The sequence below is a fragment of the Lujinxingia sediminis genome, assembly GCF_004005565.1.
Classification (GTDB): Bacteria; Myxococcota_A; Bradymonadia; order Bradymonadales; family Bradymonadaceae; genus Lujinxingia; species Lujinxingia sediminis.
Genome location: NZ_SADD01000007.1, coordinates 67,673 through 87,306, shown reverse-complemented (window position 1 = coordinate 87,306; position 19,634 = coordinate 67,673). Strand labels below are relative to the sequence as shown.

Here is a 19,634-nt window from a genome sequence, read left to right as displayed (position 1 = left end):
TAGCGCTCAGGAGAGGGTGGCCGACTCGCCATCGGCCAGGATGTAGACTTTGCCGCGACGCTCATCGAAGACCCAGCCCTCAAAGAGGCTGTCGAGTTCCTCGCGGAGCACCGACTTTAGATCCTCATCAAGCTCGTCCAGATCTTCGGGCAGCACGATGTTGTAGACCCAGAACTCCTGGGAACGATCCGGGTCAATGTCGCCACCGTAGACGCCGGTGAGCATCAGGGATGTGAAGGCGTCCTCGTCGGGAGTGGAACGGTAGCGCGCTGCGCCCTGCGGGCCTTCGAGTTGTTCGAGCAGGGCGAAGCCCACGTCGAGCTCCAGCTCGTAGCTGTTTTGATACGTCATGGTCGAACCTCCGTAGGAGACGATGGTAGGACGCGATGACTGCTGGACCTCGCGCGGTGAAAAAGCAGTGTGCCGCAGGCGTAACGCTCAGTCGGCGCTTACCTCCTGAGTGTCGACGGGGGGGATGTGCTGGCGAAGCGAGAGTCGATCGCTACGTGCGTCCACCCGATCGGCGACGACCTCGATGCGATCGCCGACGGCGGCCTTCTGCTTCAGGCTACAATTGGATCTGTAAGCACACTCCTCCATAAAGACAGAAGCTCGTCCGGCCCGTTCGTCTTTTATTTCCAACACGATAGCGTGCATGACCTGTCCGCGTGTGGCTTTGAGGTGTTCGAAAAGCCAGTAGCGTTTGGTCTCGCGCTCGGCCAGGGAGGCTTCGCGAATCGAGCTCTCGACCGCCGCCAGCACCTGGAGCATCTCCTCGGCGTTATAAGGCAGTGGCTCGCCGGAGAGGTGGGCTTTGAGCTGGCGCTGGCAGATCAGATCGGAGTAGCGACGGATCGGGCTCGATGCCTGCACGTAGGTATGCAGTCCCAGGCCAAAGTGGCTGTCGGGGCGGGTGGAGAGGTCGCCTCGTTTCATGCGCCGCAGGGTGGCGAAGGTGCGTGGGAGCCCCTCGGGAACGCTCAGGATCTCGTCGTCGTCCAGGGGAAGATCGGGCGACTCCTGGATGCGGTAGATGGTCGGGATCTCGTTGCGCTCGCAAAAACGCCCGATCTGCTCGTTGCAGAGGACCATCAGCTCGCTCACCAGCTGGCGGGAGGGGGAGTCCGAGGGGAGCGTTTCGATCTGAACCTCGGGAGGCTCGGCCCGGGTGTCGACGCTGATCTTGGCTTCGGGGATCTCGAAGTTGGTGGCGCCCTGGTCGGCGCGCCAGGCGTAGCGCTCACTGGCGATATGCTGAAGGTTCGTGAGCACCTGGCTGACATGGTCATTGCCCTCGCCGGCGAGCAGTGCGTCGGCCTCGTCGTAGGTGAGACGACGTTTGACGCGCACAAGCGAGGGGATGACCTGTGTGTCGACGATCGCGAGCTCGGCGTTGAAGATCACCCGGGTGGTGATGGCCGGGCGAAGCTCTCCTTCGACAAGGCTCATGCGATCTTCGCTGAGCTGGAGGGGGAACATCGGAATGGCGCCGGTGGGCAAGTAGACCGAGGTGGCGCGGCGGCGCGCCTCAACGTCGAGCAGCGAGTCCGGGGGCACAATCGCGGATGGGTCGGCGATGTGCACGTCGAGCTCCCAGCCGCCATCTTCGGTGGAATTGATGGCCAGGGCGTCATCGATGTCGCGGGTGGAGGCATCGTCGATGGTCAGACTGAAGCGATCGCTCAGATCGACGCGCCAGCTCTCGGGTTCAAAGGGGGTGTCGGCAAGGCGCTGCGCCTCGGTAACCACCGCTTCGGGGAGCGCCTCGTCGATGCGGAAACGATGCAGCGCCAGATTGTAATGCTCATCCCAAAGGCCGAGGTCGCGCATCAGCGTAAAGGCCTTGAGGTGGCTGTAGCCGGCGAGTCCGCGGCCGGCGGCTTTGGCCAGCTCATCGAGAGCCTCATCGGCGCGGGCGCGGTGGGTGAAGTCTTCGCCGTGGGCGGCAAAGTCTTGCAGCAAGAAGATCGTGTCGCGCAGAGGATCGATGCGCATGGCTTCCTGCATCATCGCCGGGCGGTCGTCTTCGGGGGCTTTGAGGACTTCGGCCAACTTGTCGAAGACCAACGCACGCTCGGCCTCTTTGCGGGCCTCGGCCTCCACTTGTTCGCGGAGCTGCGCGACCTGGGAGGCGTCCCGGGCCTCATAGGTGCCATCGCGCTTTGCTTTGAAGTAGAGCGAGTCTTCGCGCAGCGCGCGTACCAGTGCCAGGCGGTGGTTGGGGCTGTTTTCGGCAAACATCAGCTCGGCCAGCGCGCCGGGGCCCTGGGCCTCATCGAACTCCCCGGCGAACTCCCAGAGCATGGCCACGTCGACCTCGGTCTTGAGCTCAGCGAGCGCCTCGGCGGTGCTCTTGAGCCTCTGGCCGGCGCGGTGGGCGTCGTCGGCCGGGGCGCGTCCCAGCTCGAAGGTCACATCGCTGCGGGCCGGGCGCATCTCGTCGCCGCCCTCACTCAAGACGATGAGCTTCTTTTTGCCCAGGGTGCCGGTGACCACGCCCAAGCGGTGGTCGTTGCCGGTGGAAAACTCAATCAGCGCGCCCGCTTCGATCTCAGTGCTCATAAACAGGGGTGTCCGTGGGGAGGGGAGGTGCAGGGAGGATGAAGGAGGTGAAACGACGCCGCCTGCTGCGCTGCTGGTCCGCTACGAGGAGCGGTGGCTGGCGCGCGGCAGGCGGCGGTGATGCAGGGGGCTTAGCTCAGGCTGATGGTCTTGAGGTCGTCGGCGACCTCGAAGCGGGCCTGGGTCTTCTCTTTGACCTCGTCGAGGGTCACGCCCTCGGCCAGCTCGCGCAGCACCAGGTGGTCGCCTTCCACATCGAAGACGGCAAGATCGGTGATGATGCGGTCGACACAGCCCACGCCGGTCAGAGGAAGATCGCATTCGGCCAGAAGTTTGGGGGAGCCGTCGCGGGCGGTGTGCGTCATGAGTACGACGACGCGTTTGGCACCGCTGACAAGATCCATCGCGCCGCCCATACCTTTGACCATCTTGCCGGGAATCATCCAGTTGGCCAGGTCGCCGCGCTCATTGACCTGCATCGCGCCCAGGATGGTCACGTCGATGTGGCCGCCTCGGATCATGGCAAAGCTCTCGGCGCTGTCGAAAAAGGCCGAGCCGGGCACGGTGGTGATGGTCTGCTTGCCGGCGTTGATCAGATCCGGATCTTCGTCGCCTTCATAGGGGAAGGGGCCGATGCCCATCAGGCCGTTTTCGCTCTGCAGAACGACGTTGACGCCCTCGGGGATGTAGTTGGCCACCAGGGTGGGGATGCCGATGCCCAGGTTGACGTAGGAGCCGTCTTCGAGCTCCTGGCTTGCGCGCATGGCGAGTTGTTCGCGGGTTAAGCTCATCGTTGACCTCGTAAAGATCGTAGAAAGATGGGTGGAAAAGCCGGTTCGAGGAGGCGCGCCTTATTCGGGACGCGGGCGCGTGGTGCGCTGCTCGATCCACTTCTCGTAGCTCTCGCCCTTAATAATACGCTGCACAAAGACCCCGGGGGTGTGAATCTGGTCGGGGTCGAGCTCGCCGGGCTCCACCAGCTCTTCAACTTCGGCGATGGTGATGCGCCCGGCGGCGGCCATCATCGGGTTGAAGTTGCGGGCGGTGGCTTTGAAGATGAGATTACCCTGGGTGTCGCCCTTCCAGGCTTTCACAAAGGCGAAGTCGGCGGTGAGCGCGGTCTCCAGCACATAATGGCGGCCGTCGAACTCGCGGGTCTCTTTGCCGTCCGCGACCACGGTGCCGTAGCCGGTGGGGGTGAAGAAGGCGGGGATGCCCGCGCCGCCGGCGCGAATGCGCTCCGCCAACGTGCCCTGGGGGTTGAGCTCGACCTCAAGCTCGCCACTTAAGAACTGCTGCTCGAAGTTCTTGTTCTCACCGACGTAGCTCGAGATCATTTTTTTGATCTGGCGGTTCTGCAGCAGGATCCCCAGACCGTAGTGGTCGGTGCCGCAGTTGTTGCTGATCACGGTGAGATCGCCGGTGCCGCGCTCGGCCAGGGCCCGAATGAGGTTCTCCGGGTTACCGCAGAGGCCAAAGCCCCCGCTCATGAGCGTCTGGCCGTCTTCGATGTCGAAGATCGCCGCGCTTGCTGATTCGTAGACCTTGTTCATGCAACACTCCTTAAGTGCTTAGGGGCGTGAAAGGGTGGATGTTAAGTATCTAAATGAAATCAAAGGCTTACCACTGTCCGCCCAGCGAGAGTCCGGCGAAGACGTAGGTGTAGAAACCGGCTTCGAGTTTGAGTACGGCGTGCGGGCCCAGGTTAAAGCGCATGCCACCGCTGATGTTGATGATGGGCACCACCGGGGGCACGCGATCTTCGATCTCGGGGTTATCAAAGTCGATTGCGTTGGGGTCGGGCTCTCCATCGGCCGTGAGGCATTCCGGCGGGGTAAAGGACTCGCCGGCGCCCCCACCGAGGTTGTTGTAGCAGGGGGAGTTGCGGCGAGGCTGGTAGCGCACGATGTCGCCCAGGATAATGCCCGGGCCGATGCCGCCGCCGACAAATGGCGAGAACCACTCCTGCACATCCCAGTACCAGTAGGCCGAAAAGACCACCGAGGCCACCTGCATATCGAGCTCCGTCCACTCGGCCTGCTGGGCGGTGTCGCCGGACTCCTGCCAGAAGGCCTCCGGCATGGAGAGGTCGGCGTAATCAAAGGCCGCGCTCAGCTCGTAGCGGCGGTCTTTGCGCCACACAAACTCCGCGCCGTAGCTCAAGTTGCGGTTGCCCTCGGACCAGTGGGTGGGATGCTCGTCGAAGAAAAGCCCGAGTAAGAATCCGGGCACGGCCACCGCGCGGGCGCGGGCGGTGAGCATGAACTCATCATCGGAGAGGTCCGACTCAAAACGAACGCTGTCGTTGGGATCGACGTACTGCGCGCTGGCAAGGGCAGGCAGCGTGAGCGCAGCGATAAGCGTGGTCAGAAATACATTGCGCAAAGCCATGGCAGGCTCCAGGTTCAGGGGCTGGCATACACAAGAAAAAGAGGCCAGCCGGTCGTTAGGGCGACGTCGGCCGGAGTATAGGGGGCCGACCGCCCCAGGACAACGCTGGAGGCGTCGTCAGGGATTCGCGGTAGCTAAAGCTACAGCTTCATCCCTGCTCCTTGTCAGACGTTGCCCTGGATGCGGTCGGGGGCCGACCGGCAGGACAACGCTGGAGGCGTCCCCGGTCCAGAAAGGGCGGCGCCGGCGGTGTGGGGGCGATTCGTGGCCAGGAAAAGGGTCTGTACGGCGGTCGGGGTCGATTCGTGGTCAGGAAAGGGGGCAGTACGGTGGTTGGGGTCGATTCGTGGTCAGAAAAGGGGGCAGTATGGGTGGGGTCGGGGCAGGAGTGATGCGATCTTCGCCGGGGTTGGTGATGGGAGGGGGAGGTTGGGGCGTGGGGAGGGTGAGGTCTTCGGGGGCGGGGGGGAAGGCGTTTCGGAAGGGGCGGGAGGTTCGGTCGGAGTGGGGGGAGCAGGCGGTGAGAAGGCCGAGTGTGCTGGCGAGCAAAGCCACCGGAGTAAGGAGCGTCATCGGGAACGCTCGGATTGCGAGGGGAGCAGTTGGCTATTCGGTTTGGGCGTCGGTGACATCCGAGCAGTAGGAGAGGTCGCCGTAGTCGCAGGCTTTTGCCTCGTAGGTTGTGGCGTCGTGGCGTGTGACGGGCTCGAAGTTCTCGGCTTTGAGAAGTTCTGCAGCCAGAGCGCAGCTATCAGCGTCGCGCAGGTCGCAGCCTCGTTGGGCAATATCGAGCGCCTGGGAGTGAAGGCCACGGTCGGCGTGGCTCTGGGCGAGCCAGCGGCAGGAAAGGGTCGAGGCGCGGTGCATATCTCGTCGGTGGGGGAGGGCGTTCACGCATATCGAAGTCAGGAGCGGGACGGCACGCTCGTCCCATGAGAGGTTATTGTTGACGCCGTCTAACAGGTATCGCCCCAAATGCACGCAGGCGATGGGATCGTTGAGTCGGCAAGCCCCCGCCATGTGTTTCATGGCGAGAGGTGGATTGGCCTCGAACTCGCTGCGGCCGGTTTCATAGATGAGTGCGAGGTCGAAGCAGCCGCGGGGTTCATCAAGGTCGCAGGCGCGTTGGTGTAAACCGAGGATGTAGCGTTGGTCTTCTGGCGAGGCGTGGGTTTCCAGCCAAAGCGCCAACCAGTTGCAGCTGTTTCCAACGCCACGATCGCATCCTTCGGTGAAGATCTCGAAGGCGCGTTCAGGTTCTTCGTGCATCACTAATGCGCCGGCCCACTGACATCCTTTTGGCTCGCCGTTCTGACAGGCGCGCTCGTAGGCTTCGAGTGCGACGTTCAGGTTGACTTCGCCACCGATGCCCTGTTCCACGAGGTGACCATATGCCACGCAGGAATCATCTGCGTGCCGGCGGCAGCTGCGCTCCAGGGTGCTGCGTGCCGCGTCGGGTTGAGCGGGCCAGTCTTTGCGTGCGGATAGATAGAGGTTGCTCAGCGCGACACAAGATTCGGAGCGACCTCGGAAGCAGGCGATTTTATAGGCCTCCTCCAGTCGTGTGGGGGGCTCGAGATCAGGAAATGCGAGATCAGCGATTGTGGCCCACAAATGACAGGCGCGGGCGTCCCGCGAATCGCAGGCATAGCCGAAGTACTCCAACGCAAGCTGGTAATCAGATGGTAACGACAACTCCGTTGAGCCCAGATAGAGGTCGCCCAGACGTTTACAACTCATGGGGTCGCCAAACGCACAGCCACGTCTGTTAAAGGCAATCCCTTCCTCAACGTCGGTGTCACCCCCCATGCCGAGGTAGAGCATTTCACCGTAAACGCCGCAGGCCCATCCAATGTGCTTCTCACACCCTTCTTGAAAGTAAGTGCGGGCGATGTGTTCGGTCAGCGTGTCTCCTCCCCGGGTCGTGTGCCCCGCAAAAAAACCGAGGTTGGCGCAGCTGGAGGGGTCGCCGAGCAAACAGCCACGCTCGTAGGTGCGTAGCGCGTCTTCGACACGTCGTTCACGGTCCGAGCTGACGGTGTCGTTGTGCAGAGTGCGGGCCATGTTGCAGCCCCACCCTACGCCTCCTGCACAGCTTTGCTGAGCGAGGTCGCTGCCCCGTTGGCGGTCACGTTCAAAACCAGCTGATCCGGTGCCAACCAGGTGGGCCAGGCAGCCGCATCCGGCCGGGTCGCCCGCGTTGCAGCGCTCTTCGCAAAGTTGACCGGCTCGCTCCGAGACTTTTTCCCAGCCGCCACGGCGCCAGGCCCACACGCTCCATGAGGCGCAGGCGAGCATCGACTCGCGTTCTTCGCAGGCCTCGATCATGGCCGGTAGCGTGTCCAGTGACGTGTAGTGAATGCTGAAGGTGTAGCGGCAGTCTCCGAGCACGGAATCGAAGATCTCATCGTCGGCGCAGGTGGGGGCTGACGTGTCTTCGGAGTCTTCGGCGAAGGTGGTGCTGGCAAAGGTGAGGCAGAGCGCCAGGGTGGCGGTCCAGATGACGAGGTGCAAACTGAAGATAGGAGGTCTGGCAAACATCGAGGGCTCAGGACATGAGTGCGGCGTACGCGCGTCATTTCAAATTAACATCACCGGTTGAATAGGCCGAAGAGTAGCATAAGGGTGAACCGGGGTCAGCGCTGGAACTCGTTGTGGGACATAAGGTGTGTTGGCGCAGTGAGGTCAAGAGGTTTGATTTTGTGGTGTGTACAAGATGCGTTGGCGTTGAGGTGGTGCTCGGCGTAGAGAGAGGACGTGGGCTTCACACCTTTGATGTTCGGATATGAATCATGACGTTTGAAACACTCTACCGCGCAGACGGCACCCCCTACGATCGTTATGTGGTGGTGGGGACTTCGGGATCGGGGAAGTCGACGCTGGCCAACCGGCTGGCGTGGCAGACAAGTAATCGCCACGTGGAGCTCGACCGGTTGCATTGGTTGCCGGGGTGGCAGGAGCGGCCGTGGGATGTGTTTTGTGAGGACGTTGCAGCGGCCACGGCCGGGGAGCGCTGGGTGGCGGATGGGAACTACTCAGTGGTGCGGGATGTGGTGTGGGGGCGCGCGGAGGCGGTGGTGTGGCTCGACCTTCCGTTCAGGCAGGTGATGTCGCAGATCGTGGTGCGCACGCTGCGGCGCGGGGTGACGGGAGAGGTGGTGTGCAACGGCAATGTGGAGAGTCTGGCGCGGGGGTTTATGAGCCGCGAGTCGATCATTTTATGGGCGGCGAAGACCTGGAAGAAGCATCGGGTACGCAATGAGCGGCTGTTGATGGGGCAGCGGGAGCCCGCGTGGCAGCATCTGGATGTGTTTCGGGTGCGGTCGGGGGATTTGCGGGATGTGGAGATCTGGCGAGGGGGCGTTAAGGGGCGCGTTTTTTCGGAGGGAGTGATGGGGTTGGAAGGGTAAGGGGTTGGCGAGTAGCACCACACTCCCTGATTCAAAGAACCACTGTGGTTTGGGCGTGGTGGTTCTTTGAGAAGTCTGGTTTTCGAATGAGATCAAGGGCTTATGTGGGCTTTGCGCTCTTGTTCTACTCGGTCGCCGATATGAGCGAACGCGCATACGCGAGCGCCGCCTCCTGGTCGGAGAATGCGCGGCTCTGGCAGGAGGGGTCGGTCCCGAGACTCTCCCAGCTATCGCGCCAGGGATCTTCAGCTGAGTTCCCACGATCGACGTAGACCGGGTACGCATGAAGGACGACGTAGGGTGCGCTGAAGAGCTCATTGAGTTGTTTGCACAGATCGGTACCGAATGCGTCGTGAGTCAAAGATGGCTGATTCGTGAAGGTGAGCGGTGAGAGCGCGAACGCGACGCGTGCCGCTGTGGCGGTGACTTCCTCAATGGGGTGGGTATGGTGCGGTGTTGCCTCGACACCGGAGGGGTTCTGGATCGCGATGACGTCGGTGAAACTCACCTCGTGTCGTGTGGGAGAGTCGGTTGTGTCGTTCATTGGCCGGGAACGGCGGCGGTGGGGGGCCTCAGGACTCTCCCAATTCGGACAATCGAGCATCTGCGCATTTTGCGGGCTGGCGACAAATACGAAGTGCGATGGCTCGACGGGCGTTTTCGGGATTGGGGCTGCGTTTTCTTTCATCGTTTCGCTCCGCTCGGAGGGAGGTGAAAGGTGCGTGGGTGAGTTCGCCTCAGGGCTCACCACCGACGTCGGTGAGTCGGGTTTGGGGTTGCAGGCCGCGAGCATAAGGCTCAGGCAAAATAGGTAGGTGCGCATCAGCATCCTTGAGCAGTGACGAGCTCGGGCATAAAGACTTTGATGTATGTGCCTATCATATCCTGATCGGAGTGTCTCCGAGGATGAGGGTGACAAACCTTGTAAGTCATGGTGAACAGTGGGATGTCGTGCTCAAAACAAAGGCAAAAACTGCACCGCTGCAAATGCGCTTACGCCTTCGCGTGCGTCGCCTCGTAGCGCCTGTATCGCCGGGAGACTGACGCCGCCCAGAAGGTGAAGTCGGTCGGTGAGGGACCAGCGCAGGCGGGGCTCAATGCTCAGGAGGGTGCCGCCGGTCAGGGGCAGGGTGTTGCCGGCGGTGCGGGTGGCCCACTCGTGGCGCAGGGGCAGAGCCAGGGTGATGGCGAGTCCAGCGACGGTCTGCAGGGTAGCGGCCGGAACGAGGCGAAGGGTAGGGGAGCGTTGTACGCCGGCGAGGCGTTGGTTGCCGCCGTTGGGGAGCCGGAGTGCGCGACGTGCGATGGGGAGGCTTGAGCCTACGCCGATGGCATTTGGCAAGTCGAGGTGGGCGTCGACGAGTAGCGCGCGCTCGCTGAGCTCGGCCCCCCCGGGTGTCGTCGCCAAAGCGTAGAGAGCGAGTCTGGGCGCTGAGCCCCAGCGCAGGTTGTCGCCGGCGCGCCAGGGCTTCTCAGGGAGGGTAGTGCGACGCTTGAGAGCTTCGGAAGTGCTGCCATCGCCAGTATCTATGCGGGCCTCGTCGGTCTCTCGGATGGTCGAGTTGGCGGATGCTTCGGGCTCAGCACTCGCATCGGGGGGGCCCTCGATCGGGGGCATTATTTCGGTGCTCTGGAGGTGCATGGGTGGCGAGGCGCTATGCAGAGAGCAGGCCCGGGCCTGGGAGGGGAGCAGGCTCAGAGCGGTGCTTTTTATGGCGAGCTCCGCGCTAAGGGTTGAGGCGAAGGTGTGCAGCTCCCACTTTCATCTCACTCGCCAACCTGCGGCTCAAAGGGAGGAAGGTCGGCCGGGGGGCCGAGCGCGGGGTCGGTGAGGAAGTCGTGGTCGGTGAGGCTGTGCAAGAAGGCTTTGAGATCTTCGCGCTCCTCGTCGGTGATGAGAAATCCGGGGACGAAGAGGCTTAAGTTGGGGTTGAGGTAGCCGACGCCGGCGTTGGGGCCGTCGGGGATGGTGCGGCCGCCGGCGGCGTAGTGGTCGATGACGGCGTCGAGGTCGGCGACGCTGCCGTCGTGCATGTAGGGCGCGCGCACCGCGATGTTGCGAAGCGTGGGGGCTTTGAAGCGGCCCATGTCTTCGGGACGGCCGGTGACTTCGTGTACGCCGGTGTTGGGAGCGGGGTAGGCGCCCTGACCGTCGATATTGTAGAGCCCGGTGACGTGGAAGGGGGCCGAGGAGGTGGTGAGGCCATCGTGGTCGATGGCGTCGGAGAAGTTGAAGCCGCCGTGGCAGTGAAAGCACTCCAGGCGCTCGGAGAAGAAGAGGCTCATGCCGCGGCGGGCCGATTCCGAAAAGTCGGTAGCGTCCCCCTCGTACATGAAGCGATCGTAGGCGCTGGAGCCCGAGATGAGCGTGCGCTGGAAGCTTGCCAGCGCGTAGGTGATGTGGGTGACGGTGATGGGCTCTTCGGCGTCGGGGAAGGCGGCGGCGAAGCGTTCGCCGTAGAAGGGCTCTTGCTGAAGGCGCGCGATGAGCTCGTCTTCGCGGCCGGCCATGCCGAGCTCGACGGGGTGCTCGCCAAAGAGCGGGGTCAGCGCCTGGGTTTCGAGGGTGGTGACCAGGGGGTTGGCCCAGTTGTAGGTCTGGTTCCAGGCGACGTTGGTCAGGGTCATGCTGCGGCGAGGGTGCTCTTCGCCAGTGGAGCCCACGGCGCGGGGGAGGACGTCGACAAAGGCGCGGGACTGAGGGTGGCAGCTGGCGCAGGACTGGGTGCCGTTGCCTGAGAGGCGCGTGTCGTAGAAGAGGGCGCGGCCGAGCTCGGCTTTTTCGGCGCTCCAGGGGTTTTCAGTGGGGATGCGCGGGGTGGGAAAGTAGGAGGGGATGGGGGGGGAGGCCACCTCCGGGGAGGTGGCCTCCGAGCAGCCGAGCGGAGCTGTGAGTGCGCTGGCCAGCAGCATGAGGAGGGCGGGAGTGAGGCGTAGCGCGTGAATCACAGGAGGGCTCGGCGTTGAGGATGTTGGCTTGTGGTGCGGGTTTCAGCGAGCCTGGATGCGCACGACCTGGCGAGGCTCGGGGCTTTGCTCGCTGTGAGGAAGGTTGAGCGCGGAGAAGATCGGCTGGCAGTCGCTGTCGGTGGGGCCGGACATGCAGCCGGAGGGCGTGCTTTCCTGGTGCTGGTCGAGGTTGGCACCGGCGACAAGCTCGGCAAGGTCGAAGATGAGGGTGTCGGCGTCGAAATCGACGTCGCTCAGCTCGACCCGGGCGCGGTTGGGGTTGGCGCAGGAGGTGGCACCGCCGCCTTCAGCCGGTTCGCAGCCGGTGCTCCCCAGGTGGAATTGCCAGCCGGTGTCGAGCCCGGTGGTGGCACCTTCGATGCGCATGAACTTGTAGCCTCCCAGCCAGCTCCAGAACATCGCGGTGGTGTTGAGAGGGCTGGGAGCGGTGGCCGCGTCGATGTGGTTGAGCTCAAAGGGCACGCCGATGGTGAAGCGAAGGGCGTCGTAGGTGCCTTCGGGCAGCGTTCCGGTGACGATGTCGCGGGTCTCGGCGCTGCCGTTCTGGCAGCGGCCCGTGGCGTCTTCGAAGTCGAGGAGGGCGAGGTTTTGGTGCTGCCAGATGCCGTCCTGATCGAGGTTGAGAGGCTGCCACTGGCCCCCGTCGTCGCGCAGCTCGATCTCGCTGATGAAGACGCGGAAGTCGAAGGGCTCAAACGTTGTCTGGGTGCTGCCCAGGCCCTCGTAGGTCTGACCACAGGCAAACGCCTCCTGGCCGACCTGCGCTGCGAAGTTGAGGGTGAGAGGTTGCGTGGTGGCGTCGTCTTCGGCGCTGCCGCAGCCGGCGATGAGCAAGAGGAGGGTCGGCAGTAGAAGAGTGCGGGTCAGCGGGGAGGTGTTCAGGGGCATAGCTCAACTCGGTGATCAGGGGGGAGGTGCATGGATGTCTGTGTGGCTCGCGCCTGCAGCAGGTACGATGCGGGACATCTCCCCCTTTCGAGTAGGTTTTGACAAGAAGACGAAATGTCGCACCCGGAGGCGCTGAGGCCAGCGGAGCGTGCAGATTCAGGGGGCCGCTGCGGGTGTGCCGAGGTCTTCGGGGCGGTCGCGTTCAAAACGGTAGGCGTGCAGAAGATCGTCGAGATCGTTAAAGATCCTGTCGGGCATGCCATTGAGTGCCGAGAGGATTAACTCGCCAGCGTAGGCGTCGGTGACGTGTTGCAGCATCGCGTCGCGATCCACCGGGTAACTCAAACCTCGGAGTGCGCGGGCGATCGTGGTCGGGGAGGGCGTTACACTGATCCGATAGTCTGTCATGCGGCGGCCTCGGCGCTGGCGGAAGCGGGTGGCAGGGCGAATGGGGCCTCACACTAAAGTTAGGGAGGGGAGGCGATTCACCTAGAGGATTGCCGAACCCGTGGCGTCTGCGAGGATTTCGTATGACCCTCGGTCATCTTTTAGACGACCGAGGGTCATGATTTCGGGAGGCGTTGGTGCCACGTGCGGGGTGTGCTGTCGCGCGAGGGTCATGGCCGTCTCAGGCGCATAGAACATCGACTTCGGGCGACCCTGGGTCATCCTGGGGGATGACCCAGGGTCATCTCTTTGCCCGTTTTTAGCCATTGCATGAGCGTTACCCGGTCACCAACTCGGCCGCGGGTTTTCGGTGAGCGAGGATCATCTTTTAGACGACCGAGGGTCATGATTTCGGGAGGCGTTGGTAGCCACGTGCGGGGTGTGCTGTCGCGCGAGGGTCATGGCCGTCTCAGGCGCATAGAACATCGACTTCGGGCGACCCTGGGTCATTCTGGGGGATGACCCAGGGTCGTTTTTTGGGGCCGACGATCAGCGCCACACGTAGAGTTTGAGCGCGACCTGGGTCGAGGGGAGGAGGTCGACCGGGGAGGTGTTGTCGTACTCCGTTCCGTCGGCAAGCAGGATGTCGAGGGCGAGCGTGTTTTCGCCGGGTTGCACGGCGTCGGTGAGGTTGATGCGTTCGCCCACGGAGACGGCGCCCGGGCACCAGCCGTTGCGAGGATACTCCCAGGTGCCGGCCTGGGGAGAGACGGGATTCAATGCGCAGTCGCTGCGCCAGGGGTTCACAGAGAGGAGGGCGTCGTTGTTGAGGAGAAGATCGTGGCGCATCTCGCAGAACTCCGCGCAGTTACGCGTGTTGCCAAAGCTGTGGCCGGTGGTGGTGAGGTGGGCTTCCACCCGGCGGAAGCTCTCGGGAAGTGTGAAGCTCAGCTCGGGAAGCTGGGAGGCGACGTTCTGGTCGGGCTCGACCTCGCCAACCGTGATGGGGCGGCGCGCGATGAGGTTGATGACCTCGTCGGCGGCCTCCGGGTAACCCGGCGTTAAATAGAAGGTCGCGCTGACCTCCCAGCCTTCGCCCTGCTCATGGCCGGGGCCGACCCAGGTGTCGATGAAGGAGCGCAGCGCGCGTTCGCCCCTTAGCAAGCCGGCCATGGGGGTCAGGTCGATGTACTGGCACATGCCGCGGCGGTAGGGGGTGATGTGGCGGGCGACTTCCACCCGCGTTTGATCTTCGGGGGCGGCGTCGGGGTTGGTGATGAGCTCCAGGCTTGCGGTGCGGTCCCAGTGATCGCAGACCATGCCCTCCGGGCAGGCCAGCTCCAGTTTTAGCCCCACCTGTGACCAGTCGCCTTCGGGGAAGGTGACGGGGGATTCGACCGTACGACGGTCTTCGTCGCCGAAATACTGGTGGACGCGGTCCATGGCGACGACTTCCACCACGCGTTCGTCGAAGGAGGCGGTGTCGGGGCAGGGGTACCAGGGAGCGGCGTCGTCGAAGTCGTAGAGGGGAATCTCCTCCTCGACGACCAGAGGGGCTTCGGGGTCGGGGGCGGAGCAGGCGCAGAATGTGGCGAGGAAGAGGATGCTGGCGAGGTGCGTGCGGGGAGTGGGGAGGGGCATGGCTGGGCCTGCGGCAAGGTGGGAGGGGGAGGGCCGGTGGGAGTATAGAGGAAGGGGGGGCGAAGCGTCAGGGAGGATTGCCAGGAGGGCAGAGCAATGAGAGCCCGCGCTTCGCGCGGGCTCTCAAGAGTGTCTGAAATGCCTTTGGAATCAAAGGTTTATTCGATGGGGTCGTCAAGGGGTCGCGCCCGAAGTTGCAAGACGATCTCACCCTGGGTGGGGTCGTTGGTGGTAAGGGTGAGCTGCCCCAGGGCCTCCTGCTCGACGTTGAGGTTGGCGTCGACGGCGATGGTCTCGGTCTGAGCAATGCCCAGCACCAGGGGGAGGGTGGGCAGGGCGGGGAGGCTGAAGACGCCGCCGCCGTCGTTGGTGAGTTCGAGCGTGTGGATGGTCAGGGAGCGGTCGCGGCTGCAATTGAGCACAATGAGGTCGTCGCTGGTCTCGGCGCCGGGGAGAAGCTCGCCGAAGTCGAGGTCGCCGCTGGTGCGGATGCAGGGGGCGGGGCCGTTGCCCTGAAGCTCCACGATGATGTCGGGGCCGTCGGGGAGGTTGGAAGCGATGGTGAGTTGACCGCTGGCGAGCTCCTCGGTGGTGGGGGAGAAGCTCAGCTCAAGATCGATCTTGTCGTTGCGCTGCAAGAAGGCGGGGAGCTGCGGCTCCAGCGCGCGGGCGCTGAACTGGGAGGCGAACTCCTCGTTGCCGGTGGAGGTGAGCGCGGTGATGTTGAGCGGGTCAAAGCCTCGGTTGTAGACGGTGATCTCGCGGGTGGCCGTCTCACCGACGCTGACCGAGCCGAAGTTGATGTAGCGCGGTGCCTCGGCCTGGGCGTAGGCCGAGGTGGACTGGATGGGGATGATGACTTCGGGGGTGTCCGGGTCGTCGCTGCCGATGATGAGTCGGCCGCCGATGCCGGTGTAGAGGGTTGGCACCCAGCGGATGGTCACGTCGCGGTAGGTGTTGGGCGCAAGCTCAAAGCTGTCGGTCCAGCCGTCGCCGGGGCGAAATTGAGGCGTGGTGCCCGGGAGCTGGAAGTGCTCAATGGTCAGGCGAGTGACGATGAGCGGGCTTTCGCCGGTGTTGCGGATGGTGACGATGGCGCTGGCTTCGTCGTCGAGACGCACGTCTTCAAACGCGATGGCGATGGGACTGATGTCGATGTTGGGTGGTCCGGCGACAACGTCGGGCCCACTGCCGAGGTCGGGCTCGGCGTCGGGTCCGGTGTCTTCGGAGGCGTCCTCGATCGTCGTGTCGGAAAGATCGACCGAGTCGGCGGTGTCGCCCTCGCCGGAGCAGGCCAGGAGCAGCGAGGTCAGAATAAGTGAGGCGGCACCGCGAAGGGCGAGGGTGGAGAGGAGGGAGGCGTCCATCATAAATCCGGGTAGTGCATCAACGTCAGAGGAGCATCGGGCGTGCGCAGAGAGCGCACGCGGGGGGCATCGTAGCCGCAACGGGCTTAAGGCGCTACTTGCACCGGGGTGACATGTTCGTTGTTGGTGTCGCCCTGGGTGCCGTCGCCGAGCTGGCCGTTTTCGGCCGCACCCCAGCAGAAGGCGTCGCCGGAGATCGTCAGCGCGCAGCTATGGTAGCGGCCTGCGGCCACGCGGTAGACATCCGTAAGTTCGGGCACGAGAACTGGACTCGTTTCATCGGCCGCAGTGGGGGTTTCTCGCGGTGGGGAGGGTTTGCTGAGTTGGCCACGTTCGTTGGCACCCCAGCAGTGGGTGGTGCCATTGACCAGCGCCGCGCAGGTGTGAAGCCAGCCCGCGGCCACGTCGACGGCGTCGGCGGGGAGGTGGACGCGTTGGGCAAGCCCTGCCAACCCTGTGCTGCCGCGACCGAGTTGGCCGCGGTCGTTGCGACCCCAGCAGTAGACGTCGCCGTCGAGGGTCAGCGCGCAGGTGTGATCGTAGCCCGCGCTGATGCGCCGAGTGGCCGGGAGGTTGAAGACCTGTCTGGGGGTGGTGGCGCCCTGGGTGCCGCTCACACCGAGCTGGCTCTTGTCATTGAGCCCCCAGCACCAGACCTCGCCAGAGGTTCGCAGCGCGCAGGAGTGGTTGTTGCCCAGGCTGATGTCGACGACCTGGTCGAAGTTGCCGCCACCCTGGTTCTGCACAGCGATCTTCGAGAGGGTGGAGGTGAGGTTGCCGCCACCGAGTTGTCCCTGGGCGTTGAAACCCCAGCAGCGGACAAGGCCCGGGGAGGTGCGTGCGCAGGTGTGGTTGCCCCCCGCGGAGATGTGCGTGACGTCGACAAGGTTTGAGACGGCCATGGGCTGGTTGGCGTTGCTGGTGTTACCGGTGCCGAGTTGTCCCTGGGCGTTGAGTCCCCAGCAGCGCGCGCGGTTGTCGCCCATCAGCGCGCAGGTGTGGAAGTTGCCGGCGCTGACCTGAAGGGCGCCGTCGATGTTGAAGGAGGCGGTGGGGAAATTGCTTCCGGAGTAGGCGCGGTTGCCGAGCTGACCGTTGTCGCCACGTCCCCAGCAGCGGACCTGGCCGTTGGGGCGAAGCGCGCAGGTGTGTTCGGCGCCAGCGGTGAGGTCGACGTTGAGTTGATTTGCAACGCAGAGGTTGTTTGGCGCGCAGCGCTCGGCGCCAGCGCAGCTCGCGCAGCTGTAAAGGGTGCCGTCGATGTAGAGGTCGCCGCATTCGGCGCCGACCTCCCCGCAGACGTCGACACATTGTCCTTCCTGACAGGCGCCCAGCTCGCAGGTGCCGCAGCTCACCGCCTGACCCGCCAGCGCATGCTCGCCGCAGGCAAAGCCGGCTTCCACGCAGAGGTCGACGCAGACATCGTCGCGGCATTGTTCGTTGGGGCCGCAGAGGTCGTCGCAGGGCGGCGGGGGCTCGGTGGTGTCGGCGTCGTCTTCTGGCGCGACGTCGGCGTCATCGCCAGCGTCGGCCGGGTCGACATCGGGGAGGCCCATGTCGGGCTGGTCGCTGTCGGGCGCGTCGACGTCTGGTGAGGACGCATCGGGGTCGATGTTCCAGTCCGGCTCGACGCTGGCACAGCTCGAGGTGAGCAGCGAGACCAGTAGCATGGCGACAAAAGGGGTAGCGTAGGGGCGTAACACCGTCGGATCCCTGGCGAAAAAGGGGCGTTCCAGTATCACGCCGTGAGCTATCGTTGACGCTGTGTCTGCTGCATTGAGAGCAACGCAGCCCGCGTCACTCTCAATCTCGCATCCACCAGCGTCAACTTCTGCTCACAGCGTAGCAGAGCGTTCAAAACGAGATAGTCACCTACTAAAACGAAGCGGCGGGCACAATGCAACTGCAGCGGTAGTAGCGCGTGGCCCGCGTGGGATGGGAGCGGACGTGCGGGCATTGTTTGGCACTGGCGAGCAGGTGTATGGTCCGCGCGCTCTCCTGCCGGACAAACACCGGCTGATGCTCAACGTACGATGATTGCGTGGTAGACGACCGATGACCTCCCAGCCGACTTCAACGCCCCACTCCGAGATGACCTCCTCCCCCCAGAGCACTCGCCGCGTCAGCTGGCAGTGGATGGTGGGGATCTTCTTGCTCTCGCTTGCCGTCTTTGCTGCGTTTAGCGGCAACCGCCTCAAAGGTCCGAGTCCGGACAACCACTTTGTGTATCTGGCGCATACCTACAACCAGATGATTGCGGCGACCTTCAGCGATGAAGCCGCCGCGGAGCGCGAAGGGTTGGTGGCGTTCGAGCTCGATCGGGAGCCGCACCATCGCAATGATTGGGCGAGCTACCGAGAGATTACGCTGCGCAGCGGAGAGGTGGTGAAGGGGAACTGGGCGGGGCGAGCGCAGCATGGGGAGTTTAAACTGCTGAGCGGGGAGGTGATGGAGATTCCGCGTGGGGAGATGCGGGGGGCGGAGCAGACGCAGCGCTACTTTGTCTCCTTTCCGCCGGGGCCGGGCTTTTTGATGATGCCGCTGGTGGCCATCTGGGGGTGGGAGACCAACGATGTGCTCTTCACCATCGTGTTCGCGGCGCTCAATGTGCTTTTGATGTTTTTGTTGCTGGAGCGTCTTTCGACGACGGGCGTCACCGAGCGCAGTCGCAGCGATAACCTCTGGCTCACCGCGCTCTTCGGCTTCGGGACGGTGCATCTGTGGTGCGCGGTGCTGGGGCAGGTGTGGTTTACGGCGCTGGTGGTCGGAATCACGTTTACGCTGGGCTACATCTACTTCGGGCTGCACGCCCGGCGGCCTTTTCTGGCGGGGGTGTGTCTGGCGCTGGGCTTTGCGACGCGCACGCCGCTTGTGTTCTCGGCGATCTTTTTCTTTTTAATGGTCGCCTTCCCCGGGGGGCGGTTGGTGGTTCCGGCGCAGTATAAGGAGCAGTTCAAGAAGCTCGTGCTTTTCTGCATCCCGTGTCTGGTGGTGGGGTTGAGCCTGCTCCTTATGAACTCCATGCGCTTTGAGTCGTTTACGGAGTTCGGGCACCGCTATCTGGCCGAGGGGCGTATCGGGCGGATTGTGGAGTACGGGCTCTTCCACTGGCATTTTCTGGGTAAAAACCTCTCGGCGGCCTTTACGCTGATGCCGGAGCTGCAGACGAGCTACCCCTTTGTTGTGGTGAGCCGGCATGGGATGAGCCTTCTGTTGACGACGCCGGCCTTTGCCTACCTGTTGTGGCCCAGGGAGCGGCGCGATGCGAGAGAGCGCTTTTTGCACCGGGCGTTGTGGGCGACGGTGGCGGCGATCGCGATCCCGGGCTTTCTTTATCAGAACACGGGCTACGAGCAGTTCGGGTATCGCTTCAGCCTGGATTTTACGGCGTATTTGATCGTGCTGCTGGCGGTGGGACGGCGGCCGCTGACGCGTTTCTTTAAGGCGTGTGTGGTAGCGGGTTTTGCGGTCAACGCGTTTGGGGCCATCACCTTTAAGCGGATGGCGGAGTTTTACAGCAACCGCTTTTTCGTTTAGGCCGGAGAGGTTGCGAGCGGTGGTGTGTGGCCGCTTTTTCTAAGAAGTTGAAGTGCTTAGCCCCCGGCGTGTGAGAGCGTGTGATGTTCAAGTTTCCGATGCCCCCTCGTCCCCGACCGCTGCCGGAGGGGGAGCGGCCGAAGTTGCAGAAGCTCTTTGGTTCGTATGCCAACGGCACGCTGGCGTTGATGGGGGTTGCCGCCGGGGTGATCGCGCTGGCGACGCTGGGGCTGGAGATCTTTTTTGAGTCGCCGCTGACCGCAGCGCTGGGGCTTCCGATTCCTTATATGAGCATGCCGCTGGGGCTGGGCACCGTGGTGCTGGGCGGACTGATGGCGCGCGCGAGTTGGAAGTTGGCGTTGCCGGCGCTCTTGATGGGGGCGGCGTACTGGGTGATGGTGGCGCTGGCCTGAAGGGCAGAGGCAGACGTCGGAGCGTAGCGCTCGCGGTGGCTGTTCTCATGATGAAAACCTCGCATAGA

General features: G+C 63.7%; 17 protein-coding genes. 3 read left to right on the top strand and 14 right to left on the bottom strand.

The genetic code is table 11. The features are described 5' to 3' along the window. Nucleotides 1-6: 6 nt before the first annotated feature. The 6 genes from EA187_RS13030 to EA187_RS13005 form a co-directional block, all read right to left on the bottom strand. The gene (locus EA187_RS13030) at nucleotides 7-351 is read right to left on the bottom strand and encodes a hypothetical protein (RefSeq protein WP_127780535.1); all 345 of its coding nucleotides are present in this window, start codon (nucleotides 349-351) and stop codon (nucleotides 7-9) included. A gap of 87 nt (nucleotides 352-438) precedes the next feature. After that, complete coding sequence (locus tag EA187_RS13025; protein ID WP_127780534.1) at nucleotides 439-2,562, bottom strand: ribonuclease catalytic domain-containing protein; 2,124 nt, start codon at nucleotides 2,560-2,562, stop codon at nucleotides 439-441. 131 nt (nucleotides 2,563-2,693) lie between these two features. Continuing rightward, nucleotides 2,694-3,353 (bottom strand): CoA transferase subunit B, encoded by a 660-nt coding sequence (locus tag EA187_RS13020; protein WP_115605386.1) that lies wholly within the window; start codon nucleotides 3,351-3,353, stop codon nucleotides 2,694-2,696. Nucleotides 3,354-3,413: 60 nt separating this feature from the next. Then, nucleotides 3,414-4,115, bottom strand: coding sequence for a CoA transferase subunit A (locus tag EA187_RS13015; protein ID WP_115605384.1), 702 nt, complete (start codon nucleotides 4,113-4,115; stop codon nucleotides 3,414-3,416). A 67-nt stretch (nucleotides 4,116-4,182) separates the two neighbouring features. Next, nucleotides 4,183-4,953 carry a hypothetical protein gene (locus EA187_RS13010; protein WP_127780533.1) on the bottom strand — a complete coding sequence of 257 codons (771 nt, stop codon included), beginning with the start codon at nucleotides 4,951-4,953 and terminating at the stop codon, nucleotides 4,183-4,185. Between the two features lie 606 nt (nucleotides 4,954-5,559). Further along, entirely contained in the window at nucleotides 5,560-7,494 is a 1,935-nt protein-coding gene (locus EA187_RS13005) for a tetratricopeptide repeat protein (protein ID WP_127780532.1), read from the bottom strand. Nucleotides 7,495-7,745: 251 nt separating this feature from the next. Here EA187_RS13005 and EA187_RS13000 point away from each other — a divergent pair, with 251 nt between their 5' ends. Further along, nucleotides 7,746-8,363, top strand: a complete 618-nt coding sequence (locus tag EA187_RS13000; RefSeq protein ID WP_127780531.1) for a P-loop NTPase family protein — start codon at nucleotides 7,746-7,748, stop codon at nucleotides 8,361-8,363. Between the two features lie 124 nt (nucleotides 8,364-8,487). On the opposite strand, the gene EA187_RS12995 is transcribed toward EA187_RS13000, so the two are convergent. From EA187_RS12995 to EA187_RS12960, 8 genes are all read right to left on the bottom strand, one after another. Next, nucleotides 8,488-9,192 (bottom strand): hypothetical protein, encoded by a 705-nt coding sequence (locus EA187_RS12995; RefSeq protein WP_127780530.1) that lies wholly within the window; start codon nucleotides 9,190-9,192, stop codon nucleotides 8,488-8,490. 126 nt (nucleotides 9,193-9,318) lie between these two features. After that, nucleotides 9,319-9,981, bottom strand: coding sequence for a hypothetical protein (locus EA187_RS12990; RefSeq protein WP_127780529.1), 663 nt, complete (start codon nucleotides 9,979-9,981; stop codon nucleotides 9,319-9,321). 149 nt (nucleotides 9,982-10,130) lie between these two features. Then, nucleotides 10,131-11,312 carry a methanobactin export MATE transporter MbnM gene (locus tag EA187_RS12985; protein WP_206524314.1) on the bottom strand — a complete coding sequence of 394 codons (1,182 nt, stop codon included), beginning with the start codon at nucleotides 11,310-11,312 and terminating at the stop codon, nucleotides 10,131-10,133. A 42-nt stretch (nucleotides 11,313-11,354) separates the two neighbouring features. Beyond that, nucleotides 11,355-12,221: an MbnP family copper-binding protein gene (locus EA187_RS12980; RefSeq protein WP_127780528.1), complete on the bottom strand. Its 867-nt coding sequence runs from the start codon at nucleotides 12,219-12,221 to the stop codon at nucleotides 11,355-11,357. Nucleotides 12,222-12,377: 156 nt separating this feature from the next. Then, entirely contained in the window at nucleotides 12,378-12,629 is a 252-nt protein-coding gene (locus tag EA187_RS12975) for a DUF2795 domain-containing protein (protein ID WP_127780527.1), read from the bottom strand. A gap of 528 nt (nucleotides 12,630-13,157) precedes the next feature. Beyond that, entirely contained in the window at nucleotides 13,158-14,249 is a 1,092-nt protein-coding gene (locus tag EA187_RS20980) for a peptide-N-glycosidase F-related protein (RefSeq protein ID WP_127780526.1), read from the bottom strand. Between the two features lie 158 nt (nucleotides 14,250-14,407). Beyond that, a complete protein-coding gene (locus tag EA187_RS12965; RefSeq protein WP_127780525.1) occupies nucleotides 14,408-15,616 on the bottom strand; it encodes a choice-of-anchor D domain-containing protein in 1,209 nt (402 codons plus the stop codon). A gap of 86 nt (nucleotides 15,617-15,702) precedes the next feature. Further along, nucleotides 15,703-17,319, bottom strand: coding sequence for an RCC1 domain-containing protein (locus EA187_RS12960; protein ID WP_115605359.1), 1,617 nt, complete (start codon nucleotides 17,317-17,319; stop codon nucleotides 15,703-15,705). Between the two features lie 388 nt (nucleotides 17,320-17,707). On the opposite strand from EA187_RS12960, the gene EA187_RS12955 reads away from it, so the two are divergent. Further along, nucleotides 17,708-19,153: a hypothetical protein gene (locus tag EA187_RS12955; protein ID WP_164856250.1), complete on the top strand. Its 1,446-nt coding sequence runs from the start codon at nucleotides 17,708-17,710 to the stop codon at nucleotides 19,151-19,153. An 83-nt stretch (nucleotides 19,154-19,236) separates the two neighbouring features. Then, a complete protein-coding gene (locus tag EA187_RS12950) occupies nucleotides 19,237-19,566 on the top strand; it encodes a hypothetical protein (RefSeq protein ID WP_115605345.1) in 330 nt (109 codons plus the stop codon). The last annotated feature ends 68 nt before the right edge of the window (nucleotides 19,567-19,634 follow it).

Excerpts from the sequence above, each read along its gene's own strand:
- EA187_RS13030 (WP_127780535.1), bottom strand. The coding sequence starts at position 351 with ATGACGTATCAAAACAGCTACGAGCTGGAGCTCGACGTGGGCTTCGCC.
- EA187_RS13025 (WP_127780534.1), bottom strand. The coding sequence starts at position 2,562 with ATGAGCACTGAGATCGAAGCGGGCGCGCTGATTGAGTTTTCCACCGGC.
- EA187_RS13020 (WP_115605386.1), bottom strand. The coding sequence starts at position 3,353 with ATGAGCTTAACCCGCGAACAACTCGCCATGCGCGCAAGCCAGGAGCTC.
- EA187_RS13015 (WP_115605384.1), bottom strand. The coding sequence starts at position 4,115 with ATGAACAAGGTCTACGAATCAGCAAGCGCGGCGATCTTCGACATCGAA.
- EA187_RS13010 (WP_127780533.1), bottom strand. The coding sequence starts at position 4,953 with ATGGCTTTGCGCAATGTATTTCTGACCACGCTTATCGCTGCGCTCACG.
- EA187_RS13005 (WP_127780532.1), bottom strand. The coding sequence starts at position 7,494 with ATGTTTGCCAGACCTCCTATCTTCAGTTTGCACCTCGTCATCTGGACC.
- EA187_RS13000 (WP_127780531.1), top strand. The coding sequence starts at position 7,746 with ATGACGTTTGAAACACTCTACCGCGCAGACGGCACCCCCTACGATCGT.
- EA187_RS12995 (WP_127780530.1), bottom strand. The coding sequence starts at position 9,192 with ATGCTGATGCGCACCTACCTATTTTGCCTGAGCCTTATGCTCGCGGCC.
- EA187_RS12990 (WP_127780529.1), bottom strand. The coding sequence starts at position 9,981 with ATGCCCCCGATCGAGGGCCCCCCCGATGCGAGTGCTGAGCCCGAAGCA.
- EA187_RS12980 (WP_127780528.1), bottom strand. The coding sequence starts at position 12,221 with ATGCCCCTGAACACCTCCCCGCTGACCCGCACTCTTCTACTGCCGACC.
- EA187_RS12975 (WP_127780527.1), bottom strand. The coding sequence starts at position 12,629 with ATGACAGACTATCGGATCAGTGTAACGCCCTCCCCGACCACGATCGCC.
- EA187_RS20980 (WP_127780526.1), bottom strand. The coding sequence starts at position 14,249 with ATGCCCCTCCCCACTCCCCGCACGCACCTCGCCAGCATCCTCTTCCTC.
- EA187_RS12965 (WP_127780525.1), bottom strand. The coding sequence starts at position 15,616 with ATGGACGCCTCCCTCCTCTCCACCCTCGCCCTTCGCGGTGCCGCCTCA.
- EA187_RS12955 (WP_164856250.1), top strand. The coding sequence starts at position 17,708 with ATGACCTCCTCCCCCCAGAGCACTCGCCGCGTCAGCTGGCAGTGGATG.
- EA187_RS12950 (WP_115605345.1), top strand. The coding sequence starts at position 19,237 with ATGTTCAAGTTTCCGATGCCCCCTCGTCCCCGACCGCTGCCGGAGGGG.